This is a genomic window from Haloarcula halobia, from assembly GCF_029338255.1.
Classification (GTDB): domain Archaea; phylum Halobacteriota; class Halobacteria; order Halobacteriales; family Haloarculaceae; genus Haloarcula; species Haloarcula halobia.
Genome location: NZ_CP119787.1, coordinates 3,037,521 through 3,051,972, shown reverse-complemented (window position 1 = coordinate 3,051,972; position 14,452 = coordinate 3,037,521). Strand labels below are relative to the sequence as shown.

Here is a 14,452-nt window from a genome sequence, read left to right as displayed (position 1 = left end):
AGGCGTCGGGGGACGGGCTTAAATCCTGCCGACCACGCTACTCGGCCCGCTCGGGCGTGGCCGGCGTCCCCTCCGCGACCGAGAGCAGCTGGGCGGCGTGGTCGGCCTTCGCGAGGAAGACCTCGCGGAGACTCGGCGGGTTCCGGACGCCCATCTCCTCGAGGACGTCCCGGGGAATCGCCAGCGTGTCGGCGGGGACCTCCTGGTCCCCGTGGACCGCGAAGTGTCGGGCGCCGAGCTTCATCACCAGCGGGAGGTCTGTGCGCTCTATGCCCTCGCCGGTGGCGTACAGCTGCTGGTTGACTCGCTCGTGTTGTTCGCGACACATCGTGGCCGCACGGTCGTCGGTCGGTTCGACGTAGAGCCGACCGAGGTAATATCCGCGGGAGAACTGTTCGAACATCGGTTCGTGTGAACATACAGCACGATAGCATATAGTAATTGGCCCACACAGTTATATCGTCGTACAATGACACCGCCGCTGTGTGGCGGTTGTGACCGCGATTCCGACAGGGCTTTCCCCCGAGGCGCCCCGAACGGTGACATGGAGCCCGAACGGGGGCCGCTCCCGCGCCGCTACGCCCGGTACTACCTGGAGAACACGCCGAGCCTGGTGTGGCTCATCGTCGTCAACGTCGTCGCGATGCTGGTCGGGGTCCGCTACTACGTCGAGACCATGCCGGACGTCTCGACGTTCCTCTGGCCGCTGTACGCCGACTCGCCCGCCGCGCTGTTCCTGATGACGCTGTCGCTGGTGACGCTGGTGCCGTTTCTCGGCCGGTCGCTGGACGACGTCCCCGTCTCGGTTCCACTCGCGTACCTCCATACCATCGCCCTCGTCTGGCTGGTCAAGATGGGCCTGTGGACGTTCGTCGCGCTCAACCTCGGGTTCGACGCCTACTTCCCGGCCCCGTGGGCGTACTTCGGCATCATCGTCACCCACCTCGGGTTCGTCGCCGAGGGGCTGTTGGTCCCACACTACGCCCGGACGACCCGTGGCGCGCTGGCGACGGCGCTGGTCGTCGCTCTGGCAAACGACGTGGTCGACTACGGGTTCGGGTACTTCCCGCCGCTCAGGTACGAGCCCGGTCTCGCTCTCGTCGCTGCCTCCGTCGGGCTCTCTGTCGGCGCCGTCGCCATCGCGTGGTATCTGTTGCCGAGACTCGGTGAGGGGGCTCGATAAACGCTATTGGACGGTCTGTGTGGGTGGGGACGGTCGGTGAACAGCGTGAACGGAGCTGTCGATTTTTAGTGTATCTGGACGTACCTGGCGACACGATGAACCAACTGCAGGTCGTTCTCCTCGCGCTGATCGCGGTTCTCGCTGTCGTCGTGGCCCCGGCCGCATCGGCCCAGACCGCCACCGAGACGACGCCGTCGCCGACGGAAGCCCCGACGGCGAACGACAGCGAGGCCGCCGGGCCGGCTCTCGGGACGCAGTTGACCGCCTTCCTCCAGTCCAGTTCGGCCGCGACCAACGACTCCGTGGAAAACGGGATGTGGAAGGCGAATTTCGAACGGGCCGACGCTACACAGCGCGAACGGCTCGTCACGGAGCGGGCGGGGGTTCTGGAACGCCGTATCGAGCGCCTGGAGACCAGGAACGAGACGCTTCAGCGACGCCACGAAAACGGGGACCTGTCCCGTCCGGCGTACGTCGCCCAGCAGAGCCGCCTGTCGGCCCGCATCGACGCGCTGAAAGGTGCCGTCGCGGACACAGATAGCGCGGCCGCCGATGTCGGGGTCGACGACGGGAGACTCGATCAGCTCAAGCGGAGCGCCAGCGAGCTGCGCGGGCCCCGGATTGCCGACGTCGCTCGCGGTATCGCCGGCGGGCCGGACCTCGGGGTTCCCGGGAAGGGGACCCCCGGCCCGGACGCCAACGGCCCCGGCCCACCGGCCGAGGTGGGCGTGAGCAACAACGGCACCGCGGCGAACACCACTGCGGACGGCGAGAACGCGCCGAAGGACGGCGAGAACACCACCAAGGGGCAGAAGGAACCCGGCCCGCCGGGGAACCCCGGCGAGGGCGGGCAGCCGGACGCTACGGAAACCGAGACCGGAACCGACAGCGCGACAGAGACCAGCCCCGACAGTGACGGTATGGCCGGCAGGACCATCGAGATACTGGTCGCCGACGACCTCGTCTGAGGCGAGTGCGAGAGTCACCCTTTTTAGTGGCGGCCCCTAACCTCAGGTGAATGGACTCTGCTGCGTTACTCGACCTCCTGGGAAACGCCAACCGCCGCCGGATTCTGCGGCTCCTGGCACACAAACCCTGTTACGTGACGGAGATAAGCGAGTACCTCAGCGTCAGTCCGAAGGCGGTCATCGACCACCTGAAGAAGCTCGAGGACGCCGGCCTCGTCGAGTCCCGGACCGACGAGCAGCGACGCAAGTACTTCTCTATCGCCCGGAACCTGCGGCTCGAGGTCCGGGTCTCGCCCTACGAGTTCGGGACCAAAAGCGCCTACCCCGCCAGCCCGAGTTTCGACATGTCCACGTGCCGCTATCTCTCCATCGACGTCAGCGGCGGCGACGCCGGCGACCTGAAAGACCTCACGCGGGAACTGCAGCGCCTAGAACAGCTGGAAAACGAGCTGTCGCTGGCCCAGCGGTGGGTCCAGGGCCGCGTCACCGAGGTCCGCGACCGGATCGACGAGCGCGTCGAGAACGGGGACGGGCGCCTGTTCGCCGAGATCGTCAGCGCGCTCTCGAACGGGCACCGGTCGGTCGAGGCCATCGCCCGCGACATCGAGGCGCCGCCCGAGATGGTCGAGGAGGCGCTCAGGCGACTCGAGCGCCAGGACGTCGTCGAGTCCGACGGCGACGGCTGGGAGTTACGATAGGTCCCGCGTGAGGCCGTCCCGGAGGTCGCGGCCGAAGTAGTGACCGACGACGGCCAACACGAGGCCGATACCGGCCGCGATGGCGAACAGTCGGGTCCCGTCGAACCCCTCGAAGACGAGGGCACGCGGGAGGAACTGGAGGGAGATGGCGAGGCCGGCGACGGTCCCCCCGGCCAGCGCGATCTCTACGTACCGGCCCCGTTTCGAGAGCAGCCCGTAGACGAACCCGCCCAGGGCGATGCCCAGGACGCCGGTGAACGGGATCAGCGGAATCACGCCCCCGACGCCCATCCCGAGCGCGACGGCGACGAACGACCCGACGAGCGCCCGGAGCGAGAAGAACCGGCCGAGGCCGCGCTCGCCGTTCGCCGTCGACTCGCGGGCCGCCGCCTCGTCCGTCGACTGACCCACGCTCCCCACGTCGAGTCCCAGGGTGTCGTCACCGGCAGTCGAATCACCCGACGGCTCGCGGTCGCGGGTCCGTTCCTCCGTTCGCTCGGACATACCTCCCTCTGGGGGTGGGACGCCTATGGTCCTTTCGGGCGCGTGTCAGAACCCTGCGCCGTCTCGAAACGAGTGGGTTCAAGTCGCACGGGCAGGAAGGGGCGCGCATGAACGCAGGCGACCGGGTCCGCGTCGACCGCGCGGGCCAGACCTACGAGGGCGTCTTGCTCCCCTCCAGTACGCCCGACCACCTCGTCGTCAAGCTCGACGGCGGGTACAACGTCGGCATCGACCGCACGGACGCCGACGTCGACGTCCTGGAGTCGGGCGTCTACGACGTCGAGAGCGCACAGGACGAGCAGGCCCAGTCCGAGATCGAGTTCGACGACGACCTCCCGACGGTGTCGCTCATCTCCACCGGTGGGACCATCGCCTCGACCGTCGACTACCGCACGGGTGCGGTGACCGCGCAGTTCGACGCCGAGGACGTCCTCCGGGCGGTGCCGGACCTCGCCGGGATGGCCAACTACCGGGGCCGCGTCGTCGCCAACATCCTCTCGGAGAACATGACGCCGGCCGTCTGGCGTGACCTCGCGACCGCCATCTACGAGGAGATCGAGGCCGGCGCGGACGGCGTCGTCGTCATGCACGGCACCGACACGATGCAGTTCTCCGCCGCGGCGATGGCCTTCATGCTCGACACGCCGGTGCCCATCGTCTTCACCGGCAGTCAGCGCTCGGCGGACCGTCCCTCCTCGGACAACGTAATGAATGCGGTCTCGGCGGTCGAGGCAGCCACGAGCGACTGTGCGGAAGTGCTTGTCTGCATGCACGAAGACGAGTCGGACGACCGCTGTGCGCTCCACCGTGGCACCCGCGTCCGCAAGAACCACACCTCCCGCCGTGACGCCTTCGAGACGGTCGGCGCGAAACCGCTCGGCCGGGTCGACTACGACGTCGACGGCGACGACGCGGTGACCTTCCGCCGGGAGTACACCGAGCGCGGGGCGACCGACCTCGCCCTGACCGACGACGTAGAGACCGACGTCGAACTCGTGAAGTTCACGCCCGGGATGGACACGACGCTGCTCGAGACGGCCGCCGAGCACAGCGAGGGCATCGTCATCGAGGGGACGGGCCTGGGCCACGTCAACACCGAGTGGATATCGGTCATCGAAGACCTGGACGTCCCCGTCGTCATGACCAGCCAGTGTCTCGAGGGGCGGGTCTGTGACCGCGTCTACGACACCGGCCGGGACCTGCTTGACGCCGGCGTCCTCGAGGGCGAAGACATGCTCCCCGGCACGGCGAAGGTCAAGCTGATGTGGGCGCTCGCAAACAGCGGCGACGTCGAAGACACGATGGCCGAATCGCTCGCCGGGGAGATCCAGGCCCGCTCGACGCCTTGGCTCTGATCGGGTATCGCATAAATTGGGGTCTCGGGTACCGTACCCGGTGCGGTCCGTCCTTACTTGTTCCGGGCGTTGCCGGGCGTCGAGAGCACGACGTCGTCGTAGTGGTACGTCGCGTCGGTCCCGAAGTTGATGCTGTTGAAGATGAACTCGAGGAACTGCGTGCTCGGTGCGAACACGTTGTATCCGCGCTCGTCGACGACGAGTTTGTCGTTGATTCGCCACTTGAGTGCAGCGCCGTCTCTGAACTGCTGGAGTTGGGCTTCGATGTCGACCCAGCCGCCCGCCTCGGGGTCGATGCCGAGCTTCTTCGGGAGGCCGAGGTCGATCCACTTGGCGCCGTCGAAGTTGCCGTCCTCGTCGGACTCGTAGACGTAGGTACGGAACTGTGGGTCACCAGTGTCGCTCGCGTCGCTGTCCTGATACGCGAGGATGGGATAGGCACTGATGCCCCCGTTTGCGTTTCCGAGGACGGGCCAGACGCCGGACTCGTGTGCTTCGCCGTCGGTCTCCCAGGCAGGGTCGATGTAGAAGCTGTACGAGAGACGGGAGCCGGTGCCGGCGTTCCAGTACTCGCCGTCTGCGTCCTGGTACTTCTTGCCCTGATAGCGGTAGAACCCGCTCTTCTCGGCCGATTCGTCGATGTCGATGCAGAGCCGTCCTGAATCCGTCGTCCACGACTCCGGGGCCCGGCGGTCGACGACCCACCCCGCGCTCGAACTCGTGTTGTCAGCGGCGTCGTCGGCGTCGCTGAAGTCGAGGTCGAACACGGCGTTGGGCTTCTTTGCCTGGACACCTGTCGCGGACAGGGGAAGCAACGCCGCGCCGGCTGCGAGACCACTTATCTGCAGGAACGTCCGTCGGTTTGGCATATCGAACGCCATGATAATTAGATTACTGACAAGTATATAAATTTATGCTAACTGTGGTACAGGTGAGCGCGTCGTCGTCGAGCGTATACCCGCGGTCCGGGTGTCGTCCATGGCGGCGGTCGAGGACGACGCGCAGTCGGCACTGGGAGGTCTCTACCGCGGTGTCGCGCTCGCTGCCCACTCTGAGACGCGCTCAGACCGTCCGGGGCAACCCGCTCCGATGGTCCCGCCGTCGCCCGCGGACACCCCGGGCGGCGCCGTAGGTTTTTGCCCGATGGCGACCGACGTCCGTCTATGTCACCACGGGTTCGCCAGGCAGGCCACGAGGACTCCGACGACGTGGCCGCCTTCACCGCCGACGTCTGGCCGGACCGCGAGATGGTCGACTACGTCCCCGACGCGTTCGACTGGTGGGTCGACAGCGACGGCCCGGACCAGCGGACCGTCGTCGCCGAGGCCGCCGACGGGTCGGTGGTGGGCGTCTGCCAGGGCCTCCTGCTCTCTGATACCGAGGCCTGGTTACAGGGGATGCGGATCGCCCCCGACCACCGGGGCAGTGGGCACGGTCTGGCGATGGTCGAGGACCTCTTCGAGTGGGCGCGGGACGGCGGTGCGACGGTCGCCCGGAACATGGTGTTCTCGTGGAACGACGCCGGCCTCGGGCAGTCGGTCGCCGCGGGCTTCGAGCCGACCTGCGAGTTCCGGTGGGTCCACCCCGAACCCCGTGACGCCGACCCGGCGATGGCCGTCGCGTCCGACCCGGCGGCGGCCTGGTCGTACTGGACCCGCAGCGACGCCCGGACGGCGCTGTCCGGGTTGGCGCTGGATCCGGGCCGGAGCTGGGCGCTCTCGGAGCTGACCCGGGCGACGCTCGCCCGACTGGCCGACGAGGCGGCCGTCTTCGCGGTCAAAGCGGCGGGGACGCGGGGCATGGCCTGCCGGGTCCGGACCACCGAGGACCCCGCGGGCGACGGGTCGCTGGCCGAGTACGCCGTCGGTGCGTGGGCGGACGCCGACGCCGCGGCGGCGCTGTTCGACGCGATTCGCAGCGACGCCGCGGCGCTGGGCGTCGAGCGGACGCGGGTGCTGATCCCGGAGACCCCGCGACACGTGGCCGAGGCGGCGTTCGCCCGCGCCGGCATCAGCGAGTGGCCGGACTTCGTGCTCACGGCGGACCTGACAGGAACCTAGCCGCCGCTGACAGGGGGGAACAGGGCCAGTTCCGTCCCGGGGTCGACGACCGTCTCGAAGCCGTCGCCGCCGGCGAACGGGTCCTCGCCGTCGACGAGCACGTGGATGTGTGGCGCCAGGTCGCCACCCTCGTCGAGGACCTCCTCGCGCAACCCCGGGCGGGCCGCGAGGAGCGCCTCCAGCGCCGCCTCGACGGTGGCGCCGCCCTCGACGTCGACGGTGACCGACTCGCCGCCGGCGACGTCGCGCAGGTGTGCGAACAGTTTCCACTCCATAGTCTGGCAGGGGGGCCCGCGCCTAAAGAGCGTTCCGTCGACTCAGCGTTCCCCGGTGTCGGTCGCGTCGTCGGCCGCGTCCTCCTCCTCGTCCTCGCCGTCGGCTTGCTCATCGGCCACGCCGTTCTCGGGCGTCTCGTCGGCAGCGCCGCCCGTCTCCTTGCCTCCGGCGGCGTCGGTGTCGGCAGCGTCGCGCTCCTCGTCGTCCGACGGCAGGCGGTCCTCCGGGTCCCAGACCTCGACGTCGGCCGAGGAGGTGAGGAAGTCGTCGATGTCGACGGCCTCGTCGCCCGCCTCGTCCGTCAGCGAACCGAAGCCGTCGTCCTCGAGCGGGTCGGTGTCGTCGTCTCCGTCGGCCCCGGGAGCGACGTCTTCGTCGGCCCCGACCACGCCACCTTCCTCCGTCGGGGGGTCGGTACTGTCTTCGCCGCCGGCGTGCCCGTCGTCCGGTCCCGGCGTCGATTCGTCGCTCGCGTCGGGGCCGCCGTCGGCCGGCTCCCGGTCGTCGTCCGTGTCGGCCGATTCGGGGCCGTCGCCGTCGGTTGGTTCGCGAGCGCCGGCGCCGTCCACATCTCCGATCTCGAGTTCAGTGGCCGGGACGTCCCCGGCATCGCGCTCCGTGGCCGGGGCGTCCCCGGCGTCGGCGTCCGGCGGCACCGTCCCGCCGGTGTCGTCTGCCGTTTCGGCGTCGGCCGCCGCACCGGTCGCCACATCGGCGGCCACACTCGCGTCCGGCGTCGCGCCGTCCGTCGGGTCCGTGGGAGTGTCGTCGTCCGCCGGTTCGGTTCCGCCCGTTTGCTTTCCGCCGTCGTCCGCCCCGTCCGGGAGGTCGCCGTCACCTCCCGGGTCGGTGGCTGGTGACACTTCGGGGGGCGCGTCCACGCCGGCGTCCGTCGCCGTGCCCTCGGCGGCCGTCTCGATGCTCCTGAGTGCCGCCGGTTTCGCGATGAGATAGAGGACGTCGCCGGCCGACAGCGACTCGCCGGAAGCGGGAATCGTCCGCGGCGTAGTCCCGTCCTGGGTTATCGCGACGACCGTCGCGTCGACGCTGTCGACCGTCGCGCCGTCCAGGGCGCTCCCGGGGCCGACGGTGACGGTACCCATCGTCTCGTCGGCGGCCCGCAGGAGCGAGGCGAACTCGCGGTCGGGACGGTCCTCGACGGGCAGGGTCACGAGGCGGTAGCGTTCGGTCTGGTCGACCTTCGGCGTCTCGGCCGCGTCGATGGCGACGGTGACCGTCTCGCCGGCGACGCCGCGCAGCTCGCCCGTCAGGAGTCGCCGCGGCGGGTCGGTCCCCCAGACCTGCACCAGGTCGCCGGCGCTGGCGGCGTTGGCCGGGTCGGCCCGGATGGCGACGGCGTTGGTCGAGGGCGGCAGCGTCGGGCCGATGCCGGCCGCCCGCGACCCGATGGCGAGGTAGGTCACCGTCCCGCCGTCGTCGAGTTCGACGTCGACGTGGCCGACGCCGTAGTCGGCCTTCAGCCGCGAGACCAGTCGGCTCCGGAGCTCGTCTCTGGTCAGCCGGCGGGGAAAGAGGAACCGCCGGTTCTCGAGGGTCTCCTTGGTCGCCTCGGGCATCGGGTCGTACCCGACGATGTCGTCTATCTCTTCTGGGAGCTTGACCGAGGTGACGCGCCCGACCGTCTGGACGATCTCACTGACGTCGGCCTCGACCTGCCGCCCGCCCGCCGTCACGAAGAGGTCCGTCCCGAGTCGGTCACCGATCTTCAGCCCGGCGTACGAGGCGACGCCGCCGACGGCGAACGCGGCGAGGTTCGGCAGGACCGCACGCAACTGGAGCACGCCCTCCTCGCCACCGATGACCTGCCCGAGCGCCGTCGTCGTCCCGAGGTACAGCGCGACGACGGTCAGGCCAAAGAGCACGGCCAGCCCGTTCGGGACGTGTTCGCGGACGTACCAGCGATAGAGGAGCGCGACGAGTCCCGAGACGGTGGCGACGGCGATGCCCAGCCCCAGCAGCTCGGCCCCCTCCTGGAGCAACATCGCGGTGGCGCCGCCGCTCTGGAGGATCACGGGCCCCGTCACGCCACCCCCTCCGCGAACGCCTCGAGATCGTCGCGCGCCCCGACCGCGTACAGCTCGTCGCCGGCCTCGACGGCGGTGTCGCCGCCGGGCCCCACCGTCCAGCCCCCCTGTTTCCTGACTGCCAGGACGCCGACGCCGTAGGTCCCGCGGATGCCGGCCTCGCCGAGGGTGGTCCCGTCGAGGGCGCCGCCGGCGCGGACGCTGAGTTTACGGAACCGGTTCCCGGCGCGCCGCAGGAGCGAGACGAGTTCGTACTCCCGGCGGACGCCGCGGGGCTCGACGACCACCTTCGGTTCGGCGGCCCGCAACAGCGGCTGGACGTCCGTCCGGGTGACCGCGACGGTGAGTCGACCCTCGCCGCCGGTCGTCGTCGGCGCGCGGACCGGCACGGGCGGTTGCTCGACGCCGTCGACCTCCGGTTCGTCGGGCGTTTCGGGTTCCGCCGGCGTCTCGACGGCCGCGTCGGGCTCGCCACACCACGCGCTGACGACGGTCCCCCGGATCTGCGCGTCCGTCGTCAGAATCGTCACCTCGTCGTTTCGCGCCAGCCCGGTCGGCAACAGCGCGTCGACGGAGACGGCGTGGCGACCGGTCCCGACGCGCTTCGAGAGCCCGGAGAACGGTGGGGCGGCGACCACGGTTGCCCGCCCCCGCTCGTCGACGGAGACGGAGACGTCGCCCAGGTCGAACTCGGTCTTGAGCCGGTCTGCCAGCCGGGCCTCGAGTTCGCCGATCCTGAGGTCGGCCGGGAAGGTCCACTCGCTGCCCCGAACCTCCGCCCGGAGCGGCTCGGAAAGTGGCGGGTACCCCTCCATGTCGGCCACTTCGCCGACGACCCGGATGCGGACCTCGTCTCGCCCGCCCATCATCTCGATGACGTCGGTCGAGATGCGCCGGTCGCGCAACTTCTCGAGCGAGAGTCGCTTGGGGAACTCGGCACCCATCTTGTCGCCCTTGCTGTGGGCGTACATCGACACCATTCCGACGAGCAGTATCGCCGTGACGATGCGCTCCGCGTTCGGCAACTGCGTTATCGACTGGTCCGCGAGCGCCAGGAGTCCCCCGCTGACGCCCGCCAGCGCGATGGCGAGCAGGGCCACCGGGAATCCGGGGAGCGTCACCCCGGTGAAGTACTTGAACCCGAACCCGAGCGCCCACGAGACGAGCGCCGGGATGACGCCCACGAGCAACCCCAGATAGATTCCCATGAGAATTTCGAGCGGAAGGGAAGCCATGTCCCCACCGTGAGCGGCGAGTGCCAAATGGGTTCCGGCAGTTCGGGGTCGTCTGCCGGGCGAATGACAGCATATATAGCCCGTCGACCGGGTATCGAGCAGGTATGGACTGGTCGCGCGACTGGCTCGGGGCACGGGCGACGATACTCCTGCCGACGCTGGTGGCCGTCCTCTCCTTTGCGACGGGGGTCATCAACATCAGCGACGTCACGGTCTCGGGCCCGCTCGCGGTGTACATCCCGGAGACGATCCAGCGGACCGCCGGTTTCACCGGCGCGCTCACCGGGTTCTCGTTGCTGCTGAGCGTCGTCGGCCTGCGCCGCCGACTCCGTATCGCCTGGTACGCAACCGTCGTCTTGCTCCCGGTGTCGGCGGTGCAGGGGCTCGTCCAGACGTCGGCGTTCTCGTTCCCGCTGGTCGTCCTGTCGCTCGTCTCGCTGCCGACGATGCTGCTGAACCGTCATCGGTTCACGCGGTCCGTCGACCTGACGACGGCCCAGCTGGCCGCCGGGGCCGCCCTGGTCGCGGCGCAGGTGTACGGGACCGTCGGCACGTACGCGCTGCGCGACGAGTTCGGCAACGTCTCGACGCTGACCGACGCCTTCTACTACTCCATCGTCACCGCCAGCACGGTCGGCTACGGCGACCTCACGCCCCAGACTCAGCAGGCGAAACTGTTCGCGATGTCGGTCGTCGTCCTCGGGACGGCCAGTTTCGCCATCGCGCTGGGATCGCTGCTGGGGCCGGCCATCGAACAACGCCTCTCGGAGGCACTCGGACGCATGACTGACGCACAACTAGACCTGCTCGAGGACCACGTGCTGGTCCTGGGCTACGGCGACATGACCGAACCGGTACTCGAAGAGTTCGCGGACGCGGTGGACTACATCGTCATCACGGAGGACAAGGACGTCGCCTCGCGCCTCCAGCAACGGGACATCCCGGTGTTGACCGCGGACCCCAGCGACGAGGACCCGCTGATACGGGCCGGCATCGCCGATGCGCGGGCGGTGGTGGTCGCCACGAGCAACGACGCGCAGGACGCCCTGGCGATACTGACGGCGAACAACCTCAACCCCGACGTCAACATCGTCGCGGCCGCCGCCGAGCGCGAGAACATCGAGAAGCTCCGCCGTGCCGGGGCCGATACGGTCATCAGCCCGATGGTCATCGGGGGCCATCTGCTGGTCCAGTCGGCGCTGGGCCAGAAGGGGATGGAGAGCCTGGCCGACCACATCACCGAGGTCGACGACGAGGAGACGGCCGCGGAGTTCACCGACGAGGACGAGTAGGGCGCCTACACGTGGCCGCTGTCGACGATGGCCACGTCCGTCTCGACGTCCTCGAGCCGCTCGAAGGTCGGCGGCGAGACGAACCGCGATGCGGCGCTGCGGTCCTGACTGGCACCGATGACGACCAGGTCGTAGGCGCCCCCGGTCGACGAGAGGAAGTCGGTGATGGCCGAGCGACTGACCCGCGTCTCGATGTCGCCGTCGAAGGGATCGACGAGGCTCGCCAGCATCTCCTCGGCCCGCCGCCTGTCGTCCCGGTCGCCGATGCACGTGCCGACGGCCACTCGACCGCTCTTGCCCGCCAACCGCGTCGCGAAGTCCACCATCCGGTTGGCGACGTCGCTGGCCCGCCGGACCGGGACGAGGACCTCCTTCCAGCGGGTCCGCTCGCTTCGCGAGCGGTGGACGACGACGTCCAGCTCGGCCCGGAACAGGCGCCGGAGGAACGGAGAGAGGGCGCCGTGCTCGCTCTCGTAGGGCGCGACGACGAGGTCGCAGCTCGCCTCGTCGGCCGTCTGGATCGCCGTCGCGGCGGGCGTGCCCGTGTCGACGGCGACGGCCACCTGGCAGGGGACCCCGACCTGCGTCTCGATGCGGGCGGCGTGGGTCTCGAGCCAGTCGACCTGGGCCTTGAGGTTGTCCGCGCCCGTGAGACTGCCCGGCGTGTCGCCGCCGGTCGGGTCCAGGGCGTGACCACCGTCGTGTTGGGGCGTCTCGTCGGAGTCCTCGAGCAGCGAGCGTTCGGCCTCGGCGGCCGCCGTGTCCGAGACGATGTCCAGCAGGACCACCTTGCCCGCCTCGTGGGCGGCGGCGAGTCGCGCCCCAAGCATCGCCGTCCGGCCGGCGTGGTCCCCGCGCATCGGAACGAGCACCCGGTCGTCGCCCTGCGTCGACTCGTAGATGTAGGTGGCGCGCCGGTCGTAGAACTGGTCGCGCCAGACGACGAAGACGCCGGCGACGAGCGAGCTCGCGAGGAAGATGCTGCCCAGGAACGCGAGGCGCTGGTCGGGCTGGACGAGCAGCGTCAGCAGCGCCGTCGCGTGGGCCGACGGTTCCTCGATGTCCAGTGGCCACGTGATCGCGCCCGTCGCGAAGACGGCGAAGGCCGCGGCCGTCGCGTTGACCTGGAAGGTGCCGGTTCGCGGCGTCAGCACGGCGCCGGACAGCCACAGCGCCGCCAGCCCGCAGGCGGCCCCGATGGTCAACCCGGCCACGAACTGGCCCGGGTTCGAGTACTTGCCGTGTGGGTCGACGAACAGCGTGAAGGTGCCGGCCGCCAGCGGCGGGAAGAGCAGGAAGCTCAGCGACGGGATGGCGTTGGCGACGGCCGTGACCACCCAGATGAGTAGCGGGACGAACACCAGCACCGAGAGGTGGACGAGGTGGTCGGTCCGCTCGAGCCACCGCCGCAGGTCCTGGAGTTCGCGCCGTTCGAATCGCCGGGCCCGCGCCGCGGCGAGACGGACCCGTTCGGCGATTCGGTCGAGCATATCCCGGGGAACGGGCGAGCGTCGGTTAAACGCACCGGCGGCGGGCGGCTACAGCGACGCCGCGGCGCTCAGGCCGAGTTCGATGGCCCGCTCGACGTTGTCCTTTGCCTTCGCGGGCAGCTCGTCGGCCTCGGTCTCGCCCTTCTGGGTCCCCTCGACGAGGTTGCCGTCGACGGTGCAGATAGCGCCCGCACGGAGGCCCTTCCGGCGGGCCAGCGAGAAGAGCGCGGCGGCCTCCATCTCCACCGCGAGGAGGCCCGCACCCTCCCAGTTCTCGACGTATTCGTCGGTCTCGGCGTAGAAGGCGTCGTCCGTCGCGATGGGGCCGACGTGGACGTCCTCGTCGTTTGCCTCGGCCGCGTCGACGAGCGCCGAGAGCACGTCGTAGTCGGGGACCGCCGGAACCGTGTCGTCCTCGTAGCGCCCGGTCGTCCCCTCGTCCTTCGCGGCGCCGGTGGCGACGACCATGTCGCCGATCTCGATGCCCTCCTGGAGCGCGCCGGTGGTGCCGACGCGGATGAGCGTCTCGACGCCGACGGCCTCGAGTTCCTCGACGGCGATGGCGGTCGAGGGCGACCCGATGCCGGTCGAGCAGATCGTCAGGTCGCGTCCCTCGTAGGTGGCGTTGACGAGCTTGTACTCGCGGTTCTGTGCGACGACCTCGCTGTCCTCGCAGTGGCCGGCGATGCGGTCGACGCGACCGGGGTCGCCCGGGACGAGCGCGAGGTCGTTCAGGTCGCCCGGTTCGACGAGCAGGTGGGGTTGTTTCGCCATGTGACGTGGTTCGACAAGCACCTTCAAAACCGGTGGGGATTCGCGGCTACATCCCCAGCAGGGTCACCATCACCGGGACGAGCAGCGCCACCGTCACCCCGTAGATGAACGACGAGAGCGCCCACTGCTGGACGATTCGCTCCCGGTCGGCTTCGAGTCGGCCGCCCGCGCGGGGCATCGCCACCCGCTCGAAGAAATAGAAGACGAACAGTACGAGGCCGACGACGCCGACCAGGTGCGGGATCGCCGGGACGCCGTTCAGCGAGGCCACCGTCGGGAGGACCAGCGAGAGGATCAGCACGACGGCGCCGTACAGCAGGGGCGCCACCGTCCCGGTGACGTGGTGGACGGCGACGGCGAGTCCCCGACCGACCTCCGTCGGGTCGGTACCGGTCAGGCCGGCGGCGGCGACGTAGGCCGGAAGGTACCCCTCGGGCTGGACGACCATCGGGACGTTCATCAGCACCGCCGCGACGAACCCCGAGAGCAGACAGACAACGACCCACTGGCCCAGCGTGAGGGTGAGCATACCTACCGCGTCGGCAGGGGGGACAAAGAGCGTTTTGAACCCG

At 69.7% G+C, this 14,452-nt stretch carries 15 protein-coding genes; 6 read left to right on the top strand and 9 right to left on the bottom strand.

Features of this window, described 5'->3' with window-relative positions; genetic code table 11:
* Positions 1 to 37 precede the first annotated feature (37 nt).
* Positions 38 to 403: a DUF5802 family protein gene (locus P1K88_RS16105; protein ID WP_276411240.1), complete on the bottom strand. Its 366-nt coding sequence runs from the start codon at positions 401 to 403 to the stop codon at positions 38 to 40.
* A 141-nt stretch (positions 404 to 544) separates the two neighbouring features.
* Here P1K88_RS16105 and P1K88_RS16100 point away from each other — a divergent pair, with 141 nt between their 5' ends.
* The 3 genes from P1K88_RS16100 (at position 545) to P1K88_RS16090 (ending at position 2,849) form a co-directional block, all read left to right on the top strand.
* Positions 545 to 1,183: a DUF1405 domain-containing protein gene (locus P1K88_RS16100; protein WP_276411239.1), complete on the top strand. Its 639-nt coding sequence runs from the start codon at positions 545 to 547 to the stop codon at positions 1,181 to 1,183.
* A 95-nt stretch (positions 1,184 to 1,278) separates the two neighbouring features.
* Positions 1,279 to 2,151: a hypothetical protein gene (locus P1K88_RS16095; protein ID WP_276411238.1), complete on the top strand. Its 873-nt coding sequence runs from the start codon at positions 1,279 to 1,281 to the stop codon at positions 2,149 to 2,151.
* A gap of 50 nt (positions 2,152 to 2,201) precedes the next feature.
* A complete protein-coding gene (locus P1K88_RS16090) occupies positions 2,202 to 2,849 on the top strand; it encodes a metalloregulator ArsR/SmtB family transcription factor (protein WP_276411237.1) in 648 nt (215 codons plus the stop codon).
* Here the strand turns inward: P1K88_RS16090 and P1K88_RS16085 are convergent.
* Positions 2,841 to 3,353: a YybS family protein gene (locus tag P1K88_RS16085; RefSeq protein WP_276411236.1), complete on the bottom strand. Its 513-nt coding sequence runs from the start codon at positions 3,351 to 3,353 to the stop codon at positions 2,841 to 2,843. The two genes, P1K88_RS16090 and P1K88_RS16085, sit on opposite strands and share 9 nt — an antisense overlap.
* Positions 3,354 to 3,460: 107 nt before the next feature.
* Between P1K88_RS16085 and gatD the strand changes: the two genes are divergently transcribed.
* A complete protein-coding gene (gene gatD / locus P1K88_RS16080; protein WP_276411235.1) occupies positions 3,461 to 4,708 on the top strand; it encodes a Glu-tRNA(Gln) amidotransferase subunit GatD in 1,248 nt (415 codons plus the stop codon).
* Between the two features lie 53 nt (positions 4,709 to 4,761).
* Here the strand turns inward: gatD and P1K88_RS16075 are convergent, their stop codons facing one another.
* Positions 4,762 to 5,589: a hypothetical protein gene (locus P1K88_RS16075; RefSeq protein ID WP_276411234.1), complete on the bottom strand. Its 828-nt coding sequence runs from the start codon at positions 5,587 to 5,589 to the stop codon at positions 4,762 to 4,764.
* Positions 5,590 to 5,871: 282 nt separating this feature from the next.
* Here P1K88_RS16075 and P1K88_RS16070 point away from each other — a divergent pair, with 282 nt between their 5' ends.
* Entirely contained in the window at positions 5,872 to 6,768 is an 897-nt protein-coding gene (locus tag P1K88_RS16070; protein ID WP_276411233.1) for a GNAT family N-acetyltransferase, read from the top strand.
* On the opposite strand, the gene P1K88_RS16065 is transcribed toward P1K88_RS16070, so the two are convergent.
* The 3 genes from P1K88_RS16065 to P1K88_RS16055 are packed head-to-tail and all read right to left on the bottom strand — an operon-like array spanning position 6,765 to position 10,324.
* Positions 6,765 to 7,043, bottom strand: a complete 279-nt coding sequence (locus P1K88_RS16065) for a ubiquitin-like small modifier protein 1 (RefSeq protein ID WP_276411232.1) — start codon at positions 7,041 to 7,043, stop codon at positions 6,765 to 6,767. The two genes, P1K88_RS16070 and P1K88_RS16065, sit on opposite strands and share 4 nt — an antisense overlap.
* Before the next feature lie 42 nt (positions 7,044 to 7,085).
* Positions 7,086 to 9,089, bottom strand: coding sequence for a DUF8167 domain-containing protein (locus P1K88_RS16060; protein WP_276411231.1), 2,004 nt, complete (start codon positions 9,087 to 9,089; stop codon positions 7,086 to 7,088).
* A complete protein-coding gene (locus P1K88_RS16055; RefSeq protein WP_276411230.1) occupies positions 9,086 to 10,324 on the bottom strand; it encodes a potassium channel family protein in 1,239 nt (412 codons plus the stop codon). The genes P1K88_RS16060 and P1K88_RS16055 overlap by 4 nt, the downstream gene beginning before the upstream one ends.
* A 104-nt stretch (positions 10,325 to 10,428) precedes the next feature.
* On the opposite strand from P1K88_RS16055, the gene P1K88_RS16050 reads away from it, so the two are divergent.
* On the top strand, positions 10,429 to 11,616 hold the full coding sequence (locus P1K88_RS16050; RefSeq protein ID WP_276411229.1) for an NAD-binding protein: 1,188 nt from the start codon (positions 10,429 to 10,431) through the stop codon (positions 11,614 to 11,616).
* Positions 11,617 to 11,621: 5 nt separating this feature from the next.
* Here P1K88_RS16050 and P1K88_RS16045 read toward each other — a convergent pair whose 3' ends face one another.
* From P1K88_RS16045 to P1K88_RS16035, 3 genes are read right to left on the bottom strand one after another with little or no spacing between them, the layout of a single operon-like run.
* Complete coding sequence (locus P1K88_RS16045) at positions 11,622 to 13,106, bottom strand: HPP family protein (RefSeq protein WP_276411228.1); 1,485 nt, start codon at positions 13,104 to 13,106, stop codon at positions 11,622 to 11,624.
* Positions 13,107 to 13,154: 48 nt separating this feature from the next.
* Positions 13,155 to 13,880: a nucleoside phosphorylase gene (locus tag P1K88_RS16040; protein WP_276411227.1), complete on the bottom strand. Its 726-nt coding sequence runs from the start codon at positions 13,878 to 13,880 to the stop codon at positions 13,155 to 13,157.
* Positions 13,881 to 13,926: 46 nt separating this feature from the next.
* On the bottom strand, positions 13,927 to 14,409 hold the full coding sequence (locus P1K88_RS16035) for a hypothetical protein (RefSeq protein WP_276411226.1): 483 nt from the start codon (positions 14,407 to 14,409) through the stop codon (positions 13,927 to 13,929).
* Positions 14,410 to 14,452: the final 43 nt, after the last annotated feature.

Coding starts and splice junctions, on each gene's coding strand:
- P1K88_RS16100 (WP_276411239.1), top strand. CDS start 545: ATGGAGCCCGAACGGGGGCCGCTCCCGCGCCGCTACGCCCGGTACTAC.
- P1K88_RS16055 (WP_276411230.1), bottom strand. CDS start 10,324: ATGGCTTCCCTTCCGCTCGAAATTCTCATGGGAATCTATCTGGGGTTG.
- P1K88_RS16105 (WP_276411240.1), bottom strand. CDS start 403: ATGTTCGAACAGTTCTCCCGCGGATATTACCTCGGTCGGCTCTACGTC.
- P1K88_RS16065 (WP_276411232.1), bottom strand. CDS start 7,043: ATGGAGTGGAAACTGTTCGCACACCTGCGCGACGTCGCCGGCGGCGAG.
- P1K88_RS16050 (WP_276411229.1), top strand. CDS start 10,429: ATGGACTGGTCGCGCGACTGGCTCGGGGCACGGGCGACGATACTCCTG.
- gatD (WP_276411235.1), top strand. CDS start 3,461: ATGAACGCAGGCGACCGGGTCCGCGTCGACCGCGCGGGCCAGACCTAC.
- P1K88_RS16090 (WP_276411237.1), top strand. CDS start 2,202: ATGGACTCTGCTGCGTTACTCGACCTCCTGGGAAACGCCAACCGCCGC.
- P1K88_RS16085 (WP_276411236.1), bottom strand. CDS start 3,353: ATGTCCGAGCGAACGGAGGAACGGACCCGCGACCGCGAGCCGTCGGGT.
- P1K88_RS16095 (WP_276411238.1), top strand. CDS start 1,279: ATGAACCAACTGCAGGTCGTTCTCCTCGCGCTGATCGCGGTTCTCGCT.
- P1K88_RS16045 (WP_276411228.1), bottom strand. CDS start 13,106: ATGCTCGACCGAATCGCCGAACGGGTCCGTCTCGCCGCGGCGCGGGCC.
- P1K88_RS16070 (WP_276411233.1), top strand. CDS start 5,872: ATGTCACCACGGGTTCGCCAGGCAGGCCACGAGGACTCCGACGACGTG.
- P1K88_RS16035 (WP_276411226.1), bottom strand. CDS start 14,409: ATGCTCACCCTCACGCTGGGCCAGTGGGTCGTTGTCTGTCTGCTCTCG.
- P1K88_RS16040 (WP_276411227.1), bottom strand. CDS start 13,880: ATGGCGAAACAACCCCACCTGCTCGTCGAACCGGGCGACCTGAACGAC.
- P1K88_RS16075 (WP_276411234.1), bottom strand. CDS start 5,589: ATGGCGTTCGATATGCCAAACCGACGGACGTTCCTGCAGATAAGTGGT.